Genomic DNA, 15,587 nt, shown 5'->3' on the forward strand with positions numbered 1-15,587 from the left:
GCGGGCCAGGCTCACCGCTTGCTGATCAGCCACAGGCCACCCCAGGTCAGCAGTCCGTTCAACAACAGCAGTTCCAGCCCGATCTGATAGCCGCGCCAGGGCTGGCCGAAGTCCAGCACCGCGCACAGCAGCGGCGCGGCGACGCAGACCGCCACCAGCGCCTTGCCCGACACCGCCCGCGGCGTGAACAGCGCGAAGGCGAACAGCCCCAGCAGCGGCCCGTAGGTATAGCCGGCCAGCTTGAGGATGAGGTAGATCATGCTGGCACTGTCCAACGCCTTGAAGCCCAGCACCATCGCCAGGAACAGCAGCGCGAAACCAAGGTGCACGCGCCGCCGGGTGCGCGCGTCCTCGCGCGGGATGTGCAGCAGGTCCAGGCAGGTGCTGGCCGTCAGCGCCGTCAGCGCGCCGTCGGCACTCGGCAGCAGGGCCGAAACGAGCGCCAGCACGAACACCGCCTGCACCCAGGCCGGCAACTGCTGCATGACGACGGCGGGGAAGAGCGCGTCGCCCTTCACCGCCAGGCCCAGCTCGCGGGCGTAGAGCGTCAGCAGACCGCCCAGCAGCAGGAAGGCGCCAATGACGAGCACCAGCAGGCCGGCCAGCAGCAGCAGGTTCTTCTGGGCGTCGCGCAGCTTCGCCACCGACAGGCTCTTCTGCATCATTTCCTGGTCCAGTCCCGTCATCGCGATGGTGATGAAGGCACCAGCCAGCAGGGCCTTCACCGAGAAGTCGCGGGAGAGCGGGTCGGTCACCCACACGCGCGACAGGCCGGCCGAATCGAGCTGCGCGAAGGCGTCGGGCCGCCAAAGCAGCGCCGTGCAGACGACGAGGCCGGTCAGCATGCCCAGGGTCTGCAGCGTGTCGGTCCAGACGAGCGCCTTGACACCGCCCTCCACCGTGTAGAGCAGGATCATCGCCAGCACGACGGCCGCGCCGAGCGCGAAAGGCAGCCCCAGGGGGCTGAGGATGAGCGTGTGCAGCACCTGCACGACGAGGTAGAGCCGCGCCGTGGCGCCCACGGTGCGCGACAACACGAAGTAGGCCGAGCCCAGCCGCCGCGCCGCGAGGCCCAGGCGCTCGCCGAGCAGCTCGTAGATGGAGGCTACGCCGAGCCGGTGGTAGTGCGGCAGCAGCACGAAGGCGATGGCCACGTAGCCGGCCACGTAGCCCAGCGTGACCTGCAGATAGCTGAAGCCGCTGGCCGCCACCGAGCCCGGCACGCTGATGAAGGTGACGCCGGAGAGCGACGTGCCGATCATGCCGAAGGCCACGACGGGCCAGGGGCTGGCGCGACTGCCGACGTAGAAGCCCCCTGCTCCGGCGCCGCGCGACGCGCGGTGCGCCAGCGCGAGCAGGACGAGGAAATAGGCAAGAACGCCGATCAGCAACAGGGCGGGAGACATGGCGCTGCATGATGCCCGAGCGCCCCAGGCCCGGCGCCGGTCCCGGCCATGAAAAAAGGGGCCCGAAGGCCCCTTTGGCGTGATGCCCGAGAACGGCAGCGATCAGGGATAGCTGATGGTCAGCGTGTAGCCGCTGCTGGCGCTGGCGCCGCTGTAGCTCTGCACCTTGATGTAGACGGTGCGCGCTGTCGTGCCATTGGTGTAGGTCAGGGATTCCGACGCCGTCGTGCCCTCGGACGAGGCCAGGCCGGAGCCGCTGGACGTCACCAGGTAGAGGTCGTAGTCCACGCCGCTGGGGCCGCTCATGTCGACGCGGATCTTCTGGCCCGCCGCAAGGTTGACCTTGAAGTAGTCCTTGTCGGAGGCCGTGCTGATGAAGCCGTTGACCGTCGTCGCCGCGCCGACGGCGTTGGCCGTGGCGATGCTGCCGTTGGACTCGGTCTCGGCAATGACGCTGCCGACGTTGCTGACGCCGAAGCTCACCGCCGTCGCCGAGCTGCTGTTGCCGGCGGCATCGAAGGCCTTGGCGATCAGGCTGTGCGTGCCGTTGGCCAGCGTCCTCGAATCGAGCGTCATGCTGTAGGGCGAGGTGGTGACGCTGCCCTTGAGCGAACCGTCGACCCAGAACTCGACGTTGGTCACGCCGATGTTGTCGCTGGCCTGGGCGGACAGCGTGATCGTGCCGGTATTGCCGGTGACGCTGCCGCTGACCGTAGGCGGCGTGGTGTCGCCGCTGACCACCGTGCCCTGCGTGACCCAGATCGGCGCGGACCACAAGATCTTGCCGTCGTCCTGGGTCAGCTTGGCGTAGTAGACATGCTGGCCGTTGGCAGGCGTGTGGCTGTAGGTGGCGCTGTTGGCCAGCAGCGTCATCGCGCCGTTGCGGCCGGGCACGCCCTCCCAGATCTCGACCAGGGAGACCGTGCGGCCGGCGGTGTTGGCGAAGCCCACGTTCAGGTTCAGCGCGCCGCTGTTGCTGATGCGGGAGCCCATGATGGCGCCGTTGGCGCTGAACACCAGCTGCGAGTTCTTGTCGTGCGTGGCGAACGCGCGGCGGGCCTTGAGCGCGTCGATGAAGCTGGCCTGCGTCAGCGGCGTGCCGTTGGGGATCAACACGGCCGTGCGGTTGGTGTAGGAGGCACCCCAGTTCGCGCAGTGGTTGTCCTGGTTGGTGGCAGGCGCGACGTGGAAGCCGCGCTCCAGGATCTTGCGGAAGGATGCCTCGTAGCCGGAGCCGGGTTGCTGGCTCTCGTTCTCGACGTTGGAGAACGCGCTGGTGTTGGAGATTTCCGCCAACACCATGACCTCGTCACCATCGGCCGTGTAGCCGAAGTCCACGCCGTTGATGATGAACTGGCCGGTGGTGTCGGGATGGTTGAACTGGCCGACCTGGCCCGCCGCACGCATCACCGCGTAGAGGCTGGCGTAGTCGTTCTTGGCGATGAAGCGGTGGCCGTAGAGCTGGTTGCTGGGGTCGTACTCCCAGGAATAGAGCTCGTTGCTGACGAAGATGTTCAGGTGGCCGCCGTTGCTGATGACGCCCCATTCCATGCCATGCGTGGCCAGGAAGCCGGGGTTGCTGGCCGTGAAGCTGTCAGCAGTGGCCACGCTGGACGTGTAGCGCGCCTTGGCGGTCGCGGCGGAGATGGTGCCCAGGCTCGAGCTGCCGTCGTAGTAGTGGTTGTGATCGGTGTTGGCGAAGAAGTCCAGGCCGCGCGCTTTGGCGTAGGGGAAGGCCGAAGCCGGGCCGTACTCGCCACTTTGCGCCGCCTGCGAGGAATTGCAGCTGGCGACCGCGCCGCCGCCATCGGAGTCGTTGGTCTGGCCGTGCAGCGAGCCGTAGTAGACCGTGTAGGGCCAGCTGGCGATGGCCGAGGCGGCCAGGGCTTTGGCGCGCGGCGCATCGCCCTGGCCCAGCTGCCGGCCGAGGGCCATGGCGCGGTAGGCCGGCATCTTGGCGGCCGGTGGCGTGCCGAGAACGAACTTGAACGACATCTCGTGCGGCGAGTGGCCGGCCTCGGCGGCCAGCAGCGCCTGGGCGCGCGCCTCGGCGCTGCCTTCGGCCTTGGCATCGGCGTCGGCCGCCGACGCGAGCAGCCGCGCTTCGTACACACCGTCGGCCAGCGCGCTGTCGCTGCCGCGTCCGGCCCAGTCGAAGTTCAGGCGCACCGGCTGGCCCTTGTAGAGCTCGACGCCGGCATAGCGCTGCACGACGCGGCCGTTCGGCGCCACCAGCTCCAGCTGGTAGGCCAGCTGCTCGCCGTCGGGCGCGCCGAGATAGCTCAGCACCACGCCGAAGCGGCGTGCGCCGGTGGGCAGTTCGCTGGTGAAGGGCACCACCAGCTCGGCCTCGAACTCGTGGTGGTCGGGATATTTGGCGCTGGGGTGAGCGGCTTGCGCCTTCGACAGGGTGTCGGCGTCGCTGGCCTGGATGGTGGCGCCGACGGGCGCCTCGGCGCTGCCACAGGCGGCCAGCAGCAGGGGCAGCAGGGCGGCGCTCAACGCCTGGAGGGTGAAGCGGGATGCAGTCACGGCAATCTCACGAAGTGGGTTGAACGAGGAGGCCGGAAAAGATCAGCGGCCCGCGCGGCGGCGCACGACCATCGAGATGGCGGCCAGGCCAGCCAGCATCAGCGCATAGGACTCGGGCTCGGGCACCGGCAGGGACTCGGGAATGGCCGTGCCGCTCAACAGAACGTTGTCGTAGCGGATGGTGCCCGTCGTTGCGTAGTTCGAGCCGGTGCTGGCATTGGTCGCCACATAGGACGTGGTGCCGGACTTCCAGGAAGCCACCAGGCGGATGCCGAACGACTCGTTGTTGTCGGCGGCGCTGATGCCGCTGAAATCGAAGGTCCGGCCGGTGACGAAGCTGGGATTGGCGCCGCCGTTGGGCATCTCAAAGGTCGTGGCGGTGATCCAGTCGCTGCCATTGACCGTGTACTGCAGCGTGCTCCAGGCCGACGCGGTGCTGCTGTTGCGTTGCGCAAAGCTCAGACTGATGCCGGTATAGCCGGTCGTATCGATCATGAATTGCACGCCGCTGCCCAGGTTGCCCGTGCCCTGGGCAGCGTAGCCGCTCGTGTTGATGGCGGAACCCGTCACGCCGCTGGTGATCGAGACGAAGCTGATGCCGCCCAGCACGCTCATGCTGCCGCCGTTGGCCGTCTGCGTCGCCTTGGGCAGCGTCGCGCAGGGGCTGGCGCAGGAATAGCTGTTGAAGTCCCAGAGCCCGATGGTGTCGGCTTGGGCATGCAGGCTGAGGCTGGCGAGAGCCGCAAGGGCGAGTAGGCGAGTTTTCATGGCTGTTGCTGTGGTGGCGTGAACGGAAAGGCCGGCAGACCCGTGGGATCTGGCAAAGGGTGCGAGCGTAGAGAGGCTTTTTTTACGGATTAGGAAAACAACCCTGACGCCGACACGCACCAGATTCGCGCGGCATTGGCTGGACGCTCGGCAAACCACTGTCCGGATTGAGAAAAACAGCCTTGGCGGGGTGCCAGCGAGGGGCTTCGGACCCCCGCGACCCAGGGGGATTTTTCGTTGCCGATATGAGACGGGCGCGCGGCCGAGGCAGGCGTCCTCGCGTCGGGCTCCCCCTGAGCGCGGTGGGGCGGGCTGTCATGTCCAGTCACTAGCATCGGCGGCCACTCCGGCACTTCCTTGGACACGTCATGAAATTGCGCGCCCTGCTCCCCTTTCTCGCCGCGGCTCTTGCCACCCCCGTCGCACTGGCGTCCACCAGCGGGATCGTCATCAGCCAGGTCTACGGCGGCAACGGCAACGTCTACAAGAGCGACTACGTCGAGCTGTTCAATGCCGGCAGCGCACCGGTATCGCTGAATGGCATGTCGGTCCAGTACGCCAGCGCCACGGGAACGGGTAACTTCGCCGTCGCGGTGGCCTTGCCGAGCGTGATGCTGCAGCCCGGCCAGTACTTCCTCGTCAAGCTTGGCCCGGCGAGCACCTCCACGGGGGCCGACCTGATCACCCCCGACGCGACGGGCACGACCGACCTGTCGGGGACCAACGGCAAGGTCATCCTGGCCAGCCAGGCCACGGGCATCGGCTGCAATGGCGGCTCCACCGCCTGCTCCGACGCGCAGAAAGCCCTGATCGTCGACCTGTTGGGCTACGGCACGGCCAGCTTCTTCGAGGGCACGGCCTCCGTCGCGGCCACCAGCACGACCGCGCTGGCCCGTGCGGCCAACGGCTGTACCGACAGCGAAAACAACAGCACCGACTTCGCCCGCATCACACCCGCGCCGCGCAACACCAGCAGCCCACTGAACCTGTGCAGCGGCGGTGGCGGCGGCAACGCCCCCATCGTGCCGAGCTGCCCCGACCAGGTGGCCGTCTCGGGCACGGCCGGCAGCTTCACCGTCAGCGCCAAGGACGCCGACAGCCGCGTGATGACGGCCACCGTCGTCGGCAGCCTGCCCAGCGGCGTGGCGCTGGACACCTTCGTCGCCTCCTCCGGCGACGACGTTGCCGCGACCCAGTCCTTCAACGTCTCCAACACCCTGGCCGCCGGCACCTACAACCTCGGCCTCAAGTGGGACAACGACGAGGCCCAGACGGCCAGCTGCAGCTTCAAGCTGTCGGTCAGCGGTGTCGTCAAGATCCCCGCCATCCAGGGTTCGGGCGCCAAGAGCCCGATGGACGGCACCAGCGTCACGACGGGCGGCATCGTCACCAAGCTGCTCAACAACGGCTTCTACCTGCAGGACCCGGACGGCGATGGCGACCCGGCCACCTCCGACGGCATCTTCGTCTTCACCAGCACGGCGCCGACCGTGGCCGTGGGCGACCGCATCACCGTCTCCGCCAAGGTGCAGGAGTACGCCATCTCCACGAGCGCGGCCAGCCAGGCCAACCCGCTGACGGAGCTGAGCAGCGTCACGGCCATCAGCGTCGTCAGCACGGGCAACCAGTTGCCGCTGCCGGTGGAGCTCAGCCTCGCCTCGCTGACGAGCCAGGCCGACATGGAGCGCTATGAAGGCATGCTGGTGCACGTCACCGATGCGCTGACGGTGAACCAGACCAACTTCGTCGGCACCTGGGGCCAGCTGACCGTGTCGGCCGGCGGCCGCACCCTGAACCCCACCAACGTGCTGCGCCCCGGCGCCGCGGCGCTGGCCCTGCAAACGGCCAACCTGGCCCGCAGCGTCGTGCTCGACGACGGCAGCGCCAGCAAGTTCCCCAACCCCACCCCCTACCTCTGGCAGGACGGCACGGTGCGCGCCGGCGACACGCTGGCAGGCGTGACCGGCGTTGTCGACTTCGGGCCTTCGACCGACTCCACGACCGGCCCCCTGTCGTACAAGATCCATCCCACGGCAGCCCCGGTGTTCGCCCGCCCGATCGCCCGCCCGGCCACGCCGCCGGCCGTGGGCGGCAACGTGCGCATCGCCAGCTCCAACGTCCTGAACTTCTTCACGACGTTTGTCGATGGCAATTCCATCCCGGGCAGCGGCTCGACCTGCCTGGTCAGCTGCCGCGGCGCCAACAACCTCGGCGAGTTCAACCGCCAGCGCACCAAGATCCTGGCCGCGCTGTCGGGGCTGGACGCCGACGTCGTCGGCCTGATGGAGATCCAGAACAACGGCAACTTCGCGGTGCAGAACCTCGTCGACGGCCTCAACGCGATGATGGGCGTGAACACCTATGCGGCCGTGCCGCTGCCCACCGTCATCTCCGCCGGCGGCTCGGGCACGGGCACCGACGCCATCCGCGTGGCCATGATCTACAAGCCGGGCAAGGTGGCCCTGATCGGCGCCTCCATGGCCGACACGAACTCGGTCAACAACCGCCCCACCTTCGCCCAGGGCTTCGTGCTGCCCAACGGCGAGAAGTTCGCCGTGGCGGTCAACCACCTGAAGTCCAAGGGCAGCTGCGGCAGCGGCGCCAACGGTGACACCGGCGACCTGCAGGGCTGCTGGAACCTGCTGCGCCAGCAGCAGGCCCAGCGCCTGATCGACTGGCTGCCCACCGTCAAGGCCACGGCCGGCACCGAGAACGTCATCATGCTGGGCGATTTCAACTCCTACGCCCAGGAAGACCCGATCAACCTGCTGACGACCAGTGGCATCGTCGACCTGGTCGGCTTGTTCGACCCGGCCGACTACAGCTACGTCTTCGACGCCAACGCCGGCCGCCTGGACCACGGCCTGGGCACGCCGTCCATCGCCGCCAAGGTGACGGGCGCGACCAGCTGGCACATCAACGCCGACGAGCCGGAATGGATCGACTACAACACCGAGGACAAGGCCGCCGGCAACGACTGGTACCAGCCCAACCAGTTCCGCGCCTCCGACCATGACCCGATGCTGATCGGCCTGAACCTGGTGAAGACCATCACGGCCGCCCCCGGCCAGGCCATCACCGGCACGCCGGGTGACGACGTCATCGAAAGCGGCAACGGCGCCAACCTGATCACCGGCGGTGGCGGTGCCGACCAGTTCGTCTACGCAAGCATGCTGCATGCCGGCGACGTCATCACCGACTTCAAGCCCGGCATCGACAAGCTGGTGCTGACCCGGCTGCTGGCCTCTCTGGGCATCGCGGTCGCGGACCCGCTGACCAGCGGCCACGTGACCTGCTCGGCCTCGTCGGGCGGCGCCGTCATCAACGTCGACGCCGACGGCAGCGCCGGCCCGCAGCGCCCGCGCGCCCTGCTGCAACTGCGCAACGTCGGCTGCGCCGCCATCGGCGCGTCCAGCTTCAAGTTCTGATTCCCGAGAGGACCCCAGCCATGATCCGCAACACCCTCCTCGCCGCTGTCCTCGCCAGCGCCGGCATCGCCGCCCAGGCGGCCACCGTCGTCGTCAACTTCCAGAGCTCGGGCTTCGACGGCGGCAGCCTGGTCGGCCAGAGCTTCAGCGGCCAGTTCAGCTTCGACGACAGCCTGCTGTCCTCCAGCACCTGGACCCTGCCCCTGCTGAGCCTGAGCTTCAGCTTCGGCGGCCAGAGCTTCACCCTTGGCCAGGCCGATGCGGGCACCGCCGCCGCGGTCTTCGACGGCGGCAGCCTGGTCGGCGTGAACGCCGTGTACTCGGCCGGCGTGCCCAGCGTCGAGCTGTCGGCCGGCTTCGGCGCACCCTATGCCTTCTATCAACACAGCGTCAGCAACTACGGCTATGCCGACCTGAGCTTCTCCACGGCCGCCGTTCCGGAACCCGAGAGCTACGCGCTGATGCTGGGTGGCCTGGGTGTCGTCGGCTTCCTGGCCCGTCGCCGCAGGGCCTGATCTTTCCCGACACTCCCGACAACGGCTCGCTTCGGCGAGCCGTCTTCCTCAGTACGTCCGCCCGCCCTTGAACTGGGCGTGCTGCCGCCGAGAGAGCGTCGTGCTGCGGCTCATGGCCTCGAAGCTGACGCGCGCATGGGCGTGCATGACGGCCAGGCCCAGCGCGTCGGCGGCGTCCTTGCCCGGGATGCCGGGCAGGTTCAGCAGCCGCTGCACCATGGCCTGGATCTGCTCCTTCTTCGCCTGGCCGTGGCCGACGATGGCCTTCTTCATCTGCGTGGCGGTGTACTCGCTGACGAGCAGGTCGGCCGACACCAGCGCCGCCAGTGCCGCGCCGCGCGCCTGGCCCAGCAGCAGCGTGGACTGCGGGTTCACGTTGACGAAGACGATCTCCACCGCCGCGCACTGCGGCTGGTAGCGCGCCGTGACCTCGCGGATGCCGTCGAACAGGATCTTGAGCCGCGCCGGCAGGTCGCCGGTGGCGACGGCGTTGGTCTTGATGGTGCCGCTGGCGACATAGGCCAGGCGCGGGCCGTCGGCATCGATGACGCCAAAACCGGTCGTCTGCAAACCCGGGTCGATGCCGAGGATGCGCATCAGCGGTAGCCCAGCGGCAGCTGGAAGTACCAGCGCACGGAATGGAACAGCACCGGCGCCGCAAAGCACAGCACGGCGATGCGGTCCAGCAGCCCCACGGCGCCGGTGATGGAACTGCGGTTGCCCCAGTAGCGCACGCCGGCATCCTTCTTCAGTGCCTTCATGACCAGCCCGCCGAAGCCGGCCGCGCCGGCCGTCACGAAGGCCATCGCCAGCGCCTGACCGGCCTTGAAGGGCGTGATCCAGAACAGCAGCAGGCCGGCTAGCGAGCCCGTCAGCGTACCGACCCACCAGGCCCGCATCGAGAAGCTGCGACTGATGTGCCGTGCCACCGGGCGGCGGCGCAGCGAGCGGCGTGCGATCTCCTGCGCAATCTGCGAGGCGGCGACGACCATGACGAGGAAGAACAGCAGGAAGGCGCCGCGGCCCGTGAAGCCCGGGAAGTCCAGCAGCAGCAGGGCCGGCGCATGCGACAGACCGTAGACGCAGACCATGACGCCCCACTGGATCTTGGCGTTGCGCTCCAGGAAGGCGCGGGGGTCGTCGGCCAGCGCGCTGACGATGGGCAGCGCGAGGAAGCCGTAGACGGGCAGGAAGACGGTGAAGAGGTCGAAGAAGCGCGTGCCGCAGATCATGTACTGCACCGGCAGCAGCACGAAGAAGGCGACGATCAGCGTGCGATGGTCGCTGCGCTGGGTGTGCACCAGGGTGATGAACTCGCGCAGCGCCAGGAAAGAGAACAGCGCGAACAGCAGCGTGGCACCCAGCGGCCCGGAGATCCACGCCACCCAGAACATGCAGCCGCCGATCCAGGCCGCGCGCAGGTCACGGCGCACACGCTCCCAGGTCAGCTGGGAGGCGGCGCGCTCGTCCTCGCTGGCGCGCTCGCGCAGCGAGTTCAGGAACAGGCCGACCGTCAGCAGCAGCAGGAAGCCGAACAGCACGACGAAGAGCAGCGCCACCTGTTCGCTGGAATTGAGTTGCTTGAGCCAGGCCACCATCAGTCGGCCTCCGCCGGGCGGCCGACCTGCTCGGGATCGGGCCGCTGCTCCATGACGGCCTCGCGGGCGCGGCACAGGAAGTCGGCCTTGCTCTCGCCCTCGCGCAGCTGGATGGGCGCGCCGAAGGTGACCGTGCACAGGATGGGCACGGGCACGACCTCGCCCTTGGGCATGACACGCTGCACGTTGTCGATCCAGGTCGGGATCAGCTGCACGTGCGGGAACTGCTCGGCGAGGTGGTAGATGCCGCTCTTGAACGGCATAGGGTTGCCCTTGCTGGAGCGCGTGCCCTCGGGAAAGATGACCAGGGAGTCGCCGTTCTGCAATGCCTCCACCAGCGGCTCCAGCGGGTCCTCGTCGGGGTTGCTGCGCGTGCGGCTGACGTAGATGGCGTTGAAGACCGAGGTGGTCAGCCAGCGCCTGAAGGCGCTCTTGGTCCAATAGTCACGCGCGGCAATGGCGCGCGTCTGCGCGCGCAGTTCGTGCGGAAAGGCCGCCCAGATGAGGACCAGGTCGAAGTGACTCTGGTGGTTGGCGATGTAGATGCGCTGCTCCGCCATCGGCGGGCAGCCCTTCCAGTGGCCCTGGGCACCCGTGATGAGGCGGGCGATGAAGGCGAGCAACTGGCCGGTGAAGGCGGCTAGCGTCATGGGCGGGATTATCGCGGTCCGCCCAGGACGCCAGGATCACCAGTCGCCGCCGCCGCCACTCCCGAAGTCGCCGTCACCGCCGCCGCTGTCCCAGCCGTCGCCGCTGCCGAAGTCGAGGCTGCGGCGGCTCAGTTCATCGGCGGCGCTGCCGGCATCGCTGTCGAAGCTGCCGGGGATGATGCCGCCGCCGGCCGCGCTGCCGCCGTCGCGCGGCTGGCTGCGCTCGTCATGGCCGCCGTGTAGCAGCTTCTCGGCCAGCATGCCGGCCGCGACGCCACCGGCCGCTGCCAGGCCCACGCCCATCAGGCCGGGGCCGCCGGACATCGGCGCCTGCGGCATGCCAGGACCGTAGCCGCCGCCCATGCCGTAGCCGCCGGTGGTTGCCCCGGCATAGGCCGGCTGGCTCTGCACGGCGGTGCGGTTGCGCATCCAGCGCACGGCCAGCGCGATGAAGACGACCACGCCGACAACCAGCAGCCAGACCGGCACGCCGCCGCTCCCGCTGTGCTCGACCGGCGCGGCACGCGGCGGCGGCGCCGCCGGGTCGAGCGCGGCGGGCAGTTGCGTCGACGAGCGCGCGGCCTGCTGGCGCTGCAGCAGCTGCTCGAAGGCACTGAACTTCGCGGGGTCGGTGAACTTGATCGCCGGGTCCAGCGCACGGGCCCGGCTGGCATGCTCGGCGGCCTCCTTGAACTGGCGTTCGTGGGCCAGGATCTCGGCCAGCACGTAATGGGCACGGGCGCTGTCGGGCTTGGCTGCCAGCACCTCGCGCATCATCTTCTCGGCGCCGGCATAGTCGCCGCGCTGGGCGGCGGCCTGCACCTCGTCGACATTGGGCAGGGCCTGGGCCGCGCCCAGCCAGAGCGCGGACAGCAGGGCCATGCACAGCAGCAGGAATCGGGGGAACTTCATCGGAGCACTCCTTGAACCGCCGCCCGCTCGTCGAGCGGGCAGGCAGATGGCAGTTTGCGCTCTGGATCTGGCGGCTGGCCGTCCGGTTTCAAGGCCTTGCCTGCAGGACGGGCGGCGTCACGGCCACCGCGTAGACCGGGTCGACGTAGATCTGGCCGCCGAACAGGAATTCCCGGCCGCCGACCTTGCTGAAACCGAAGCGCTCGTAGAAGCGCACGGCCCGGACGTTGCGGTCGTAGACGCCGAGCCAGAGCGTCCGCGCGCCCTGCCGGTGAGCCTCGGCATGCACGGCCTGCATCAGCAGCGCGCCCAGGCCCCGGCCGATGAAGCACTCGCCGAGGTAGAGGCGCCAGAGCTGCACGGCCGGGCCGCTGACGCAGTGCGGCGGCGCATCGCCCTTGACGACGGCATAGCCCGCCAGCTGCGCATCCACCCAGGCCAACAGCGTCGTGCAGGCCGGGTCGGCGAGGACGCCGGCCATGACCTCGGGCCGGAAATGCTCGGCGACGTAGTCGGCGATCTCCTGCGCGTCGCTGAGCTCGCGGTAGGTGGCGGCGAAGGCCTGGGCGGCAAAGGCGGCCAGCCCTGCGGCGTCTTCGGCGGTGGCGGGTCGGATGGCAGGCGTCGACGGCATGCCGACGATTTTCCTGCGTCTCAGGCGGCGCCAGCCACCTGGTCGATGACCTCGGGCCGGCGCACCTGGGCCTGCATCATTTGCGCGGCCTTCTCGCCGATCATCATGGCCGGCGCGTTGGTGTTGCCGCTGATCAGCGTGGGCATGATGGACGCGTCCACCACGCGCAGGCCCTGCAGGCCGTGCACGCGCAGCTCGGCATCGACCACGGCCATCGCGTCCGCGCCCATCTTGCACGTGCCCACCGGGTGGTAGATGGTGTCCACGCGCTGGCGCAGCAGGGCCTCGATGTCGGCGTCGCTGCGGGCGTCGGCGCCCCACATCTCGCGGCTCCAGTGCTGGTGCAGCGAGGGTTGCTGCAGGATGGCCCGCGTGAGCTTGAAGCCGGCCACCATCTGGGCCAGGTCGTCCGGGTGCTGGAAGAAGGCCGGGTCGATCAGCGGTGCGGCGTTGACGTCACGACTGGCCAGGCTCAGGGTGCCGCGGCTCCTGGGGCGCAGCAGGCAGACGTGGCAGGACATGCCATGGCCCCAGCCGAGCTTGCGGGCATGGTCTTCCACGGCGGCGACGACGAAGTGCAGCTGCACGTCGGGCCGCGCCTGATCGGCCGAGGTGCGCAGGAAGCCGCCGCCCTCGGCGAAGTTGCTGGTCAGCATGCCGCGCTTCTCGGCGCGGTAGCGGCGGATAGCGCGCCAGAAGGCCAGGCCACCGCCGAGAGACAGGCCGAAGGTGTCCAGGCTCTTGCTGCGCAGGCCGAAGACGAAGTCGGGGTGGTCCTGCAGGTTGGCACCCACGCCGGGCAGGTGGTGAAGCACGTCGATGCCATGCGGCTGAAGCTGCGCCGCGTCGCCCACGCCCGACAGCATCAGCAGCTGGGGCGACTGGATGGCGCCGGCCGCCAGCACCACCTCGCGCCTGGCCTGCAGCCGACGCAACACACCGCCCACCTTGACCTCCACGCCCACCGCACGGCGGCCATCGAAGAGGATGCGCTGCACCTGGGCGTTCGGGGTCAAGCGCAGGTTGGGGCGGCCCAGGTGCGGCCGCAGGTAGGCGCGCGCGGCGTTGCAGCGCTCGCCGCGATCCTGCGTGACCTGGTAGATGCCGATGCCTTCCTGCACCTCGCCGTTGAAGTCGGCGTTGATGGCGTGGCCCGCCTCGCGGCCCGCGGCCACCCAGGCCTGCTGCAGCGGGTTGTCGCTGCGCAGCTGGCTGACCTTGAGCGGGCCGTCCCGGCCGTGCAGCGGCGCGCCGAAGCTGTCGTTGCCCTCGCTCTTGATGAAGTGGGGCAGCACGTCGTCCCAACCCCAGCCGGGGTTGCCCAGCGCCGCCCAGTGGTCGTAGTCCTCGCGCTGGCCGCGGATATAGACCATGGCGTTGATCCCCGACGAGCCGCCCAGCATCTTGCCGCGCGGCACATAGCCGCGGCGGCCGTTCAGGCCGGGCTGCGGCACGGTCTCGAAGGCATAGTTGTGCAGCTTGCTGGGCACCATCAGCACCGCGGCGGTGGGCACGTTGCCCAGCCAGTTGTTGACGTCCGCGCCGGCCTCCAGCACGAGGACGGACGTGGCGGGGTCTTCGGTCAGGCGGCCGGCCAGGGCCGAACCCGAGGAGCCGGCGCCGATGACGATGACGTCGTGGACTTCGTCGAAGCGTGGGGTGTCGTTCATGGCGTGTTCAGACGATGCGCTTGAGCAGCGCGAGCAGCCGCTCGAAGGTGGCGCCGTAGGGCGGCTGGAAGAGCCGGGTGCCGGCGAAGCGCGACTGGAAGAAGATGGGCTTCTCGTTGCTGAAGGTGCGAAAGCCCCACTCGCCGTGGTAGGCCCCCATGCCGCTGGCACCGACGCCGCCGAAGGGCTGCTCCTCCTGGCCCAGATGCCAGATGCAGTCGTTGATGGTGACGCCACCGGCATGGGTCTCGCGCATCACGCGGTCGCGCACGGCGGCATCGCTGCCGAACCAGTACAGCGCCAGCGGCCGCTCGCCGCGGTTGATGTGGGCAAGCGCCTCGTCGACGCGGTCGTAGCCGACGATGGGCAGCAGCGGGCCGAAGATTTCCTCCTGCATGACGCTGGCCTCGGCTGGTACGTCCAGCAGCAGCGCAGGAACGAGGCGGCGGTCCGACGGCGTTTCGTCATGGCTGCGCAGCACGCGCGCGCCGCGATCGGCGGCGTCGTCGATCAGTCCCTGCAGGCGCGCGTGATGGCGCGGCGTGACGATGCTGCTGTAGTCGGCATTGCCCTCGATGCGCGGATACATGCGCCTCATCTCCGCCAGGATGCGCTGGGCCAGGGGCTCGACCATCTCCCGGGGCACCAGCACGTAGTCCGGCGCGACGCAGGTCTGGCCGGCATTGAAGAGAGTGCCGAACGCCAGGCGCGACGCGGTCAGGGCCAGGTCGCAGCTGCGGTCCACGATGGCCGGCGACTTGCCGCCCAGCTCCAGCGTGACCGGCGTCAGGTTCTTCGCCGCGGCCAGCGCCACATGCCGGCCGATGGCGGTGGAGCCGGTGAAGAATAGGTGGTCGAAGGGCAGCGTCGTGAAGGCCTTGCCGACCTCGGCGTCACCGGTGATGACCTGCATCTCCTCGGGCGCGAAGTGCTCGGCCACGAGGCGCGCCATCAGCTCAGCAGTCGCCGGCGTCAGCTCCGAGGGCTTGATCAGCACGCGGTTGCCGGCCGCCAGCGCGGCGACGGCGGGCTCCATCGCGAGGTAGTAGGGGTAGTTCCAGGGCGCAACGATGCCGACGACGCCCAGCGGCTGGCGCATCAGCACGTTGTGGCCCGGCATGAAGTGCAGCGGCGTCTCGACGCGCCGCGGTTTCATCCAGCGGCGCAAGCGCTTGATCGCGTGACGGGCGCCGGCCTCGACGGTGAAGAGGTCGGCCAGCAGCGACTCCTGGCGGGCGCGGTGGCCGAAGTCCTGTGCCATGGCGGCTGCCAGGGCCTCGCCGTGCTGGCGGGTCATGGTCAGCAGGCGCTGCAGGCGGTCGCGCCGCACCGCGTAGGTGGGCATGCGTTCGGCCTCGAAGGCGCGGCGCTGCGTCGTCAGCGCGAGATGCAGACGTTCCTGCAGCGCGATGTCCATGGGTCTGTCTCCGGTGCTTTTGGCTATGCACCGAGGCTAAACCCAAGCGGGGCCCCC

The 15,587-nt window shown here is 69.2% G+C and carries 12 protein-coding genes; 2 read left to right on the plus strand and 10 right to left on the minus strand.

Going from position 1 to position 15,587, the window contains the following annotated elements; genetic code table 11:
- Positions 1 to 11: 11 nt before the first annotated feature.
- From AC07VX_RS01465 to AC07VX_RS01475, 3 genes are all read right to left on the minus strand, one after another.
- Positions 12 to 1,406 carry a sodium:solute symporter gene (locus tag AC07VX_RS01465; protein WP_493163507.1) on the minus strand — a complete coding sequence of 465 codons (1,395 nt, stop codon included), beginning with the start codon at positions 1,404 to 1,406 and terminating at the stop codon, positions 12 to 14.
- Positions 1,407 to 1,508: 102 nt separating this feature from the next.
- On the minus strand, positions 1,509 to 3,938 hold the full coding sequence (locus tag AC07VX_RS01470) for a CehA/McbA family metallohydrolase (RefSeq protein WP_493163506.1): 2,430 nt from the start codon (positions 3,936 to 3,938) through the stop codon (positions 1,509 to 1,511).
- 42 nt (positions 3,939 to 3,980) lie between these two features.
- A complete protein-coding gene (locus AC07VX_RS01475) occupies positions 3,981 to 4,706 on the minus strand; it encodes a PEP-CTERM sorting domain-containing protein (protein WP_493163505.1) in 726 nt (241 codons plus the stop codon).
- A 368-nt stretch (positions 4,707 to 5,074) separates the two neighbouring features.
- Here AC07VX_RS01475 and AC07VX_RS01480 point away from each other — a divergent pair, with 368 nt between their 5' ends.
- Positions 5,075 to 8,134, plus strand: a complete 3,060-nt coding sequence (locus AC07VX_RS01480) for an ExeM/NucH family extracellular endonuclease (protein ID WP_493163504.1) — start codon at positions 5,075 to 5,077, stop codon at positions 8,132 to 8,134.
- A gap of 20 nt (positions 8,135 to 8,154) precedes the next feature.
- Positions 8,155 to 8,649, plus strand: coding sequence for a PEP-CTERM sorting domain-containing protein (locus AC07VX_RS01485; RefSeq protein ID WP_493163503.1), 495 nt, complete (start codon positions 8,155 to 8,157; stop codon positions 8,647 to 8,649).
- A 48-nt stretch (positions 8,650 to 8,697) separates the two neighbouring features.
- Here the strand turns inward: AC07VX_RS01485 and ruvC are convergent, their stop codons facing one another.
- From ruvC to AC07VX_RS01520, 7 genes are all read right to left on the minus strand, one after another.
- Complete coding sequence (ruvC, locus tag AC07VX_RS01490; RefSeq protein ID WP_493163502.1) at positions 8,698 to 9,246, minus strand: crossover junction endodeoxyribonuclease RuvC; 549 nt, start codon at positions 9,244 to 9,246, stop codon at positions 8,698 to 8,700.
- On the minus strand, positions 9,246 to 10,247 hold the full coding sequence (locus AC07VX_RS01495) for a phosphatidate cytidylyltransferase (RefSeq protein WP_493163501.1): 1,002 nt from the start codon (positions 10,245 to 10,247) through the stop codon (positions 9,246 to 9,248). The genes ruvC and AC07VX_RS01495 overlap by 1 nt, the downstream gene beginning before the upstream one ends.
- A complete protein-coding gene (locus tag AC07VX_RS01500; protein WP_493163500.1) occupies positions 10,247 to 10,897 on the minus strand; it encodes a lysophospholipid acyltransferase family protein in 651 nt (216 codons plus the stop codon). The genes AC07VX_RS01495 and AC07VX_RS01500 overlap by 1 nt, the downstream gene beginning before the upstream one ends.
- A 36-nt stretch (positions 10,898 to 10,933) precedes the next feature.
- Entirely contained in the window at positions 10,934 to 11,809 is an 876-nt protein-coding gene (locus AC07VX_RS01505) for a tetratricopeptide repeat protein (protein ID WP_493163499.1), read from the minus strand.
- Between the two features lie 88 nt (positions 11,810 to 11,897).
- On the minus strand, positions 11,898 to 12,443 hold the full coding sequence (locus tag AC07VX_RS01510; RefSeq protein WP_493163498.1) for a GNAT family N-acetyltransferase: 546 nt from the start codon (positions 12,441 to 12,443) through the stop codon (positions 11,898 to 11,900).
- A 20-nt stretch (positions 12,444 to 12,463) separates the two neighbouring features.
- Positions 12,464 to 14,113 (minus strand): GMC family oxidoreductase, encoded by a 1,650-nt coding sequence (locus tag AC07VX_RS01515; RefSeq protein WP_493163496.1) that lies wholly within the window; start codon positions 14,111 to 14,113, stop codon positions 12,464 to 12,466.
- Between the two features lie 7 nt (positions 14,114 to 14,120).
- Positions 14,121 to 15,530, minus strand: coding sequence for a coniferyl aldehyde dehydrogenase (locus tag AC07VX_RS01520; RefSeq protein ID WP_493163495.1), 1,410 nt, complete (start codon positions 15,528 to 15,530; stop codon positions 14,121 to 14,123).
- Positions 15,531 to 15,587: the final 57 nt, after the last annotated feature.

The organism is Roseateles sp. GW821-FHT03B02, assembly GCF_059421025.1.

What these genes read in the sequence shown, in the direction of transcription:
- AC07VX_RS01500 (WP_493163500.1), bottom strand. Translation starts at nt 10,897, where the DNA reads ATGACGCTAGCCGCCTTCACCGGCCAGTTGCTCGCCTTCATCGCCCGC.
- AC07VX_RS01485 (WP_493163503.1), top strand. Translation starts at nt 8,155, where the DNA reads ATGATCCGCAACACCCTCCTCGCCGCTGTCCTCGCCAGCGCCGGCATC.
- AC07VX_RS01510 (WP_493163498.1), bottom strand. Translation starts at nt 12,443, where the DNA reads ATGCCGTCGACGCCTGCCATCCGACCCGCCACCGCCGAAGACGCCGCA.
- AC07VX_RS01495 (WP_493163501.1), bottom strand. Translation starts at nt 10,247, where the DNA reads ATGGTGGCCTGGCTCAAGCAACTCAATTCCAGCGAACAGGTGGCGCTG.
- AC07VX_RS01480 (WP_493163504.1), top strand. Translation starts at nt 5,075, where the DNA reads ATGAAATTGCGCGCCCTGCTCCCCTTTCTCGCCGCGGCTCTTGCCACC.
- ruvC (WP_493163502.1), bottom strand. Translation starts at nt 9,246, where the DNA reads ATGCGCATCCTCGGCATCGACCCGGGTTTGCAGACGACCGGTTTTGGC.
- AC07VX_RS01520 (WP_493163495.1), bottom strand. Translation starts at nt 15,530, where the DNA reads ATGGACATCGCGCTGCAGGAACGTCTGCATCTCGCGCTGACGACGCAG.
- AC07VX_RS01505 (WP_493163499.1), bottom strand. Translation starts at nt 11,809, where the DNA reads ATGAAGTTCCCCCGATTCCTGCTGCTGTGCATGGCCCTGCTGTCCGCG.
- AC07VX_RS01515 (WP_493163496.1), bottom strand. Translation starts at nt 14,113, where the DNA reads ATGAACGACACCCCACGCTTCGACGAAGTCCACGACGTCATCGTCATC.
- AC07VX_RS01465 (WP_493163507.1), bottom strand. Translation starts at nt 1,406, where the DNA reads ATGTCTCCCGCCCTGTTGCTGATCGGCGTTCTTGCCTATTTCCTCGTC.
- AC07VX_RS01475 (WP_493163505.1), bottom strand. Translation starts at nt 4,706, where the DNA reads ATGAAAACTCGCCTACTCGCCCTTGCGGCTCTCGCCAGCCTCAGCCTG.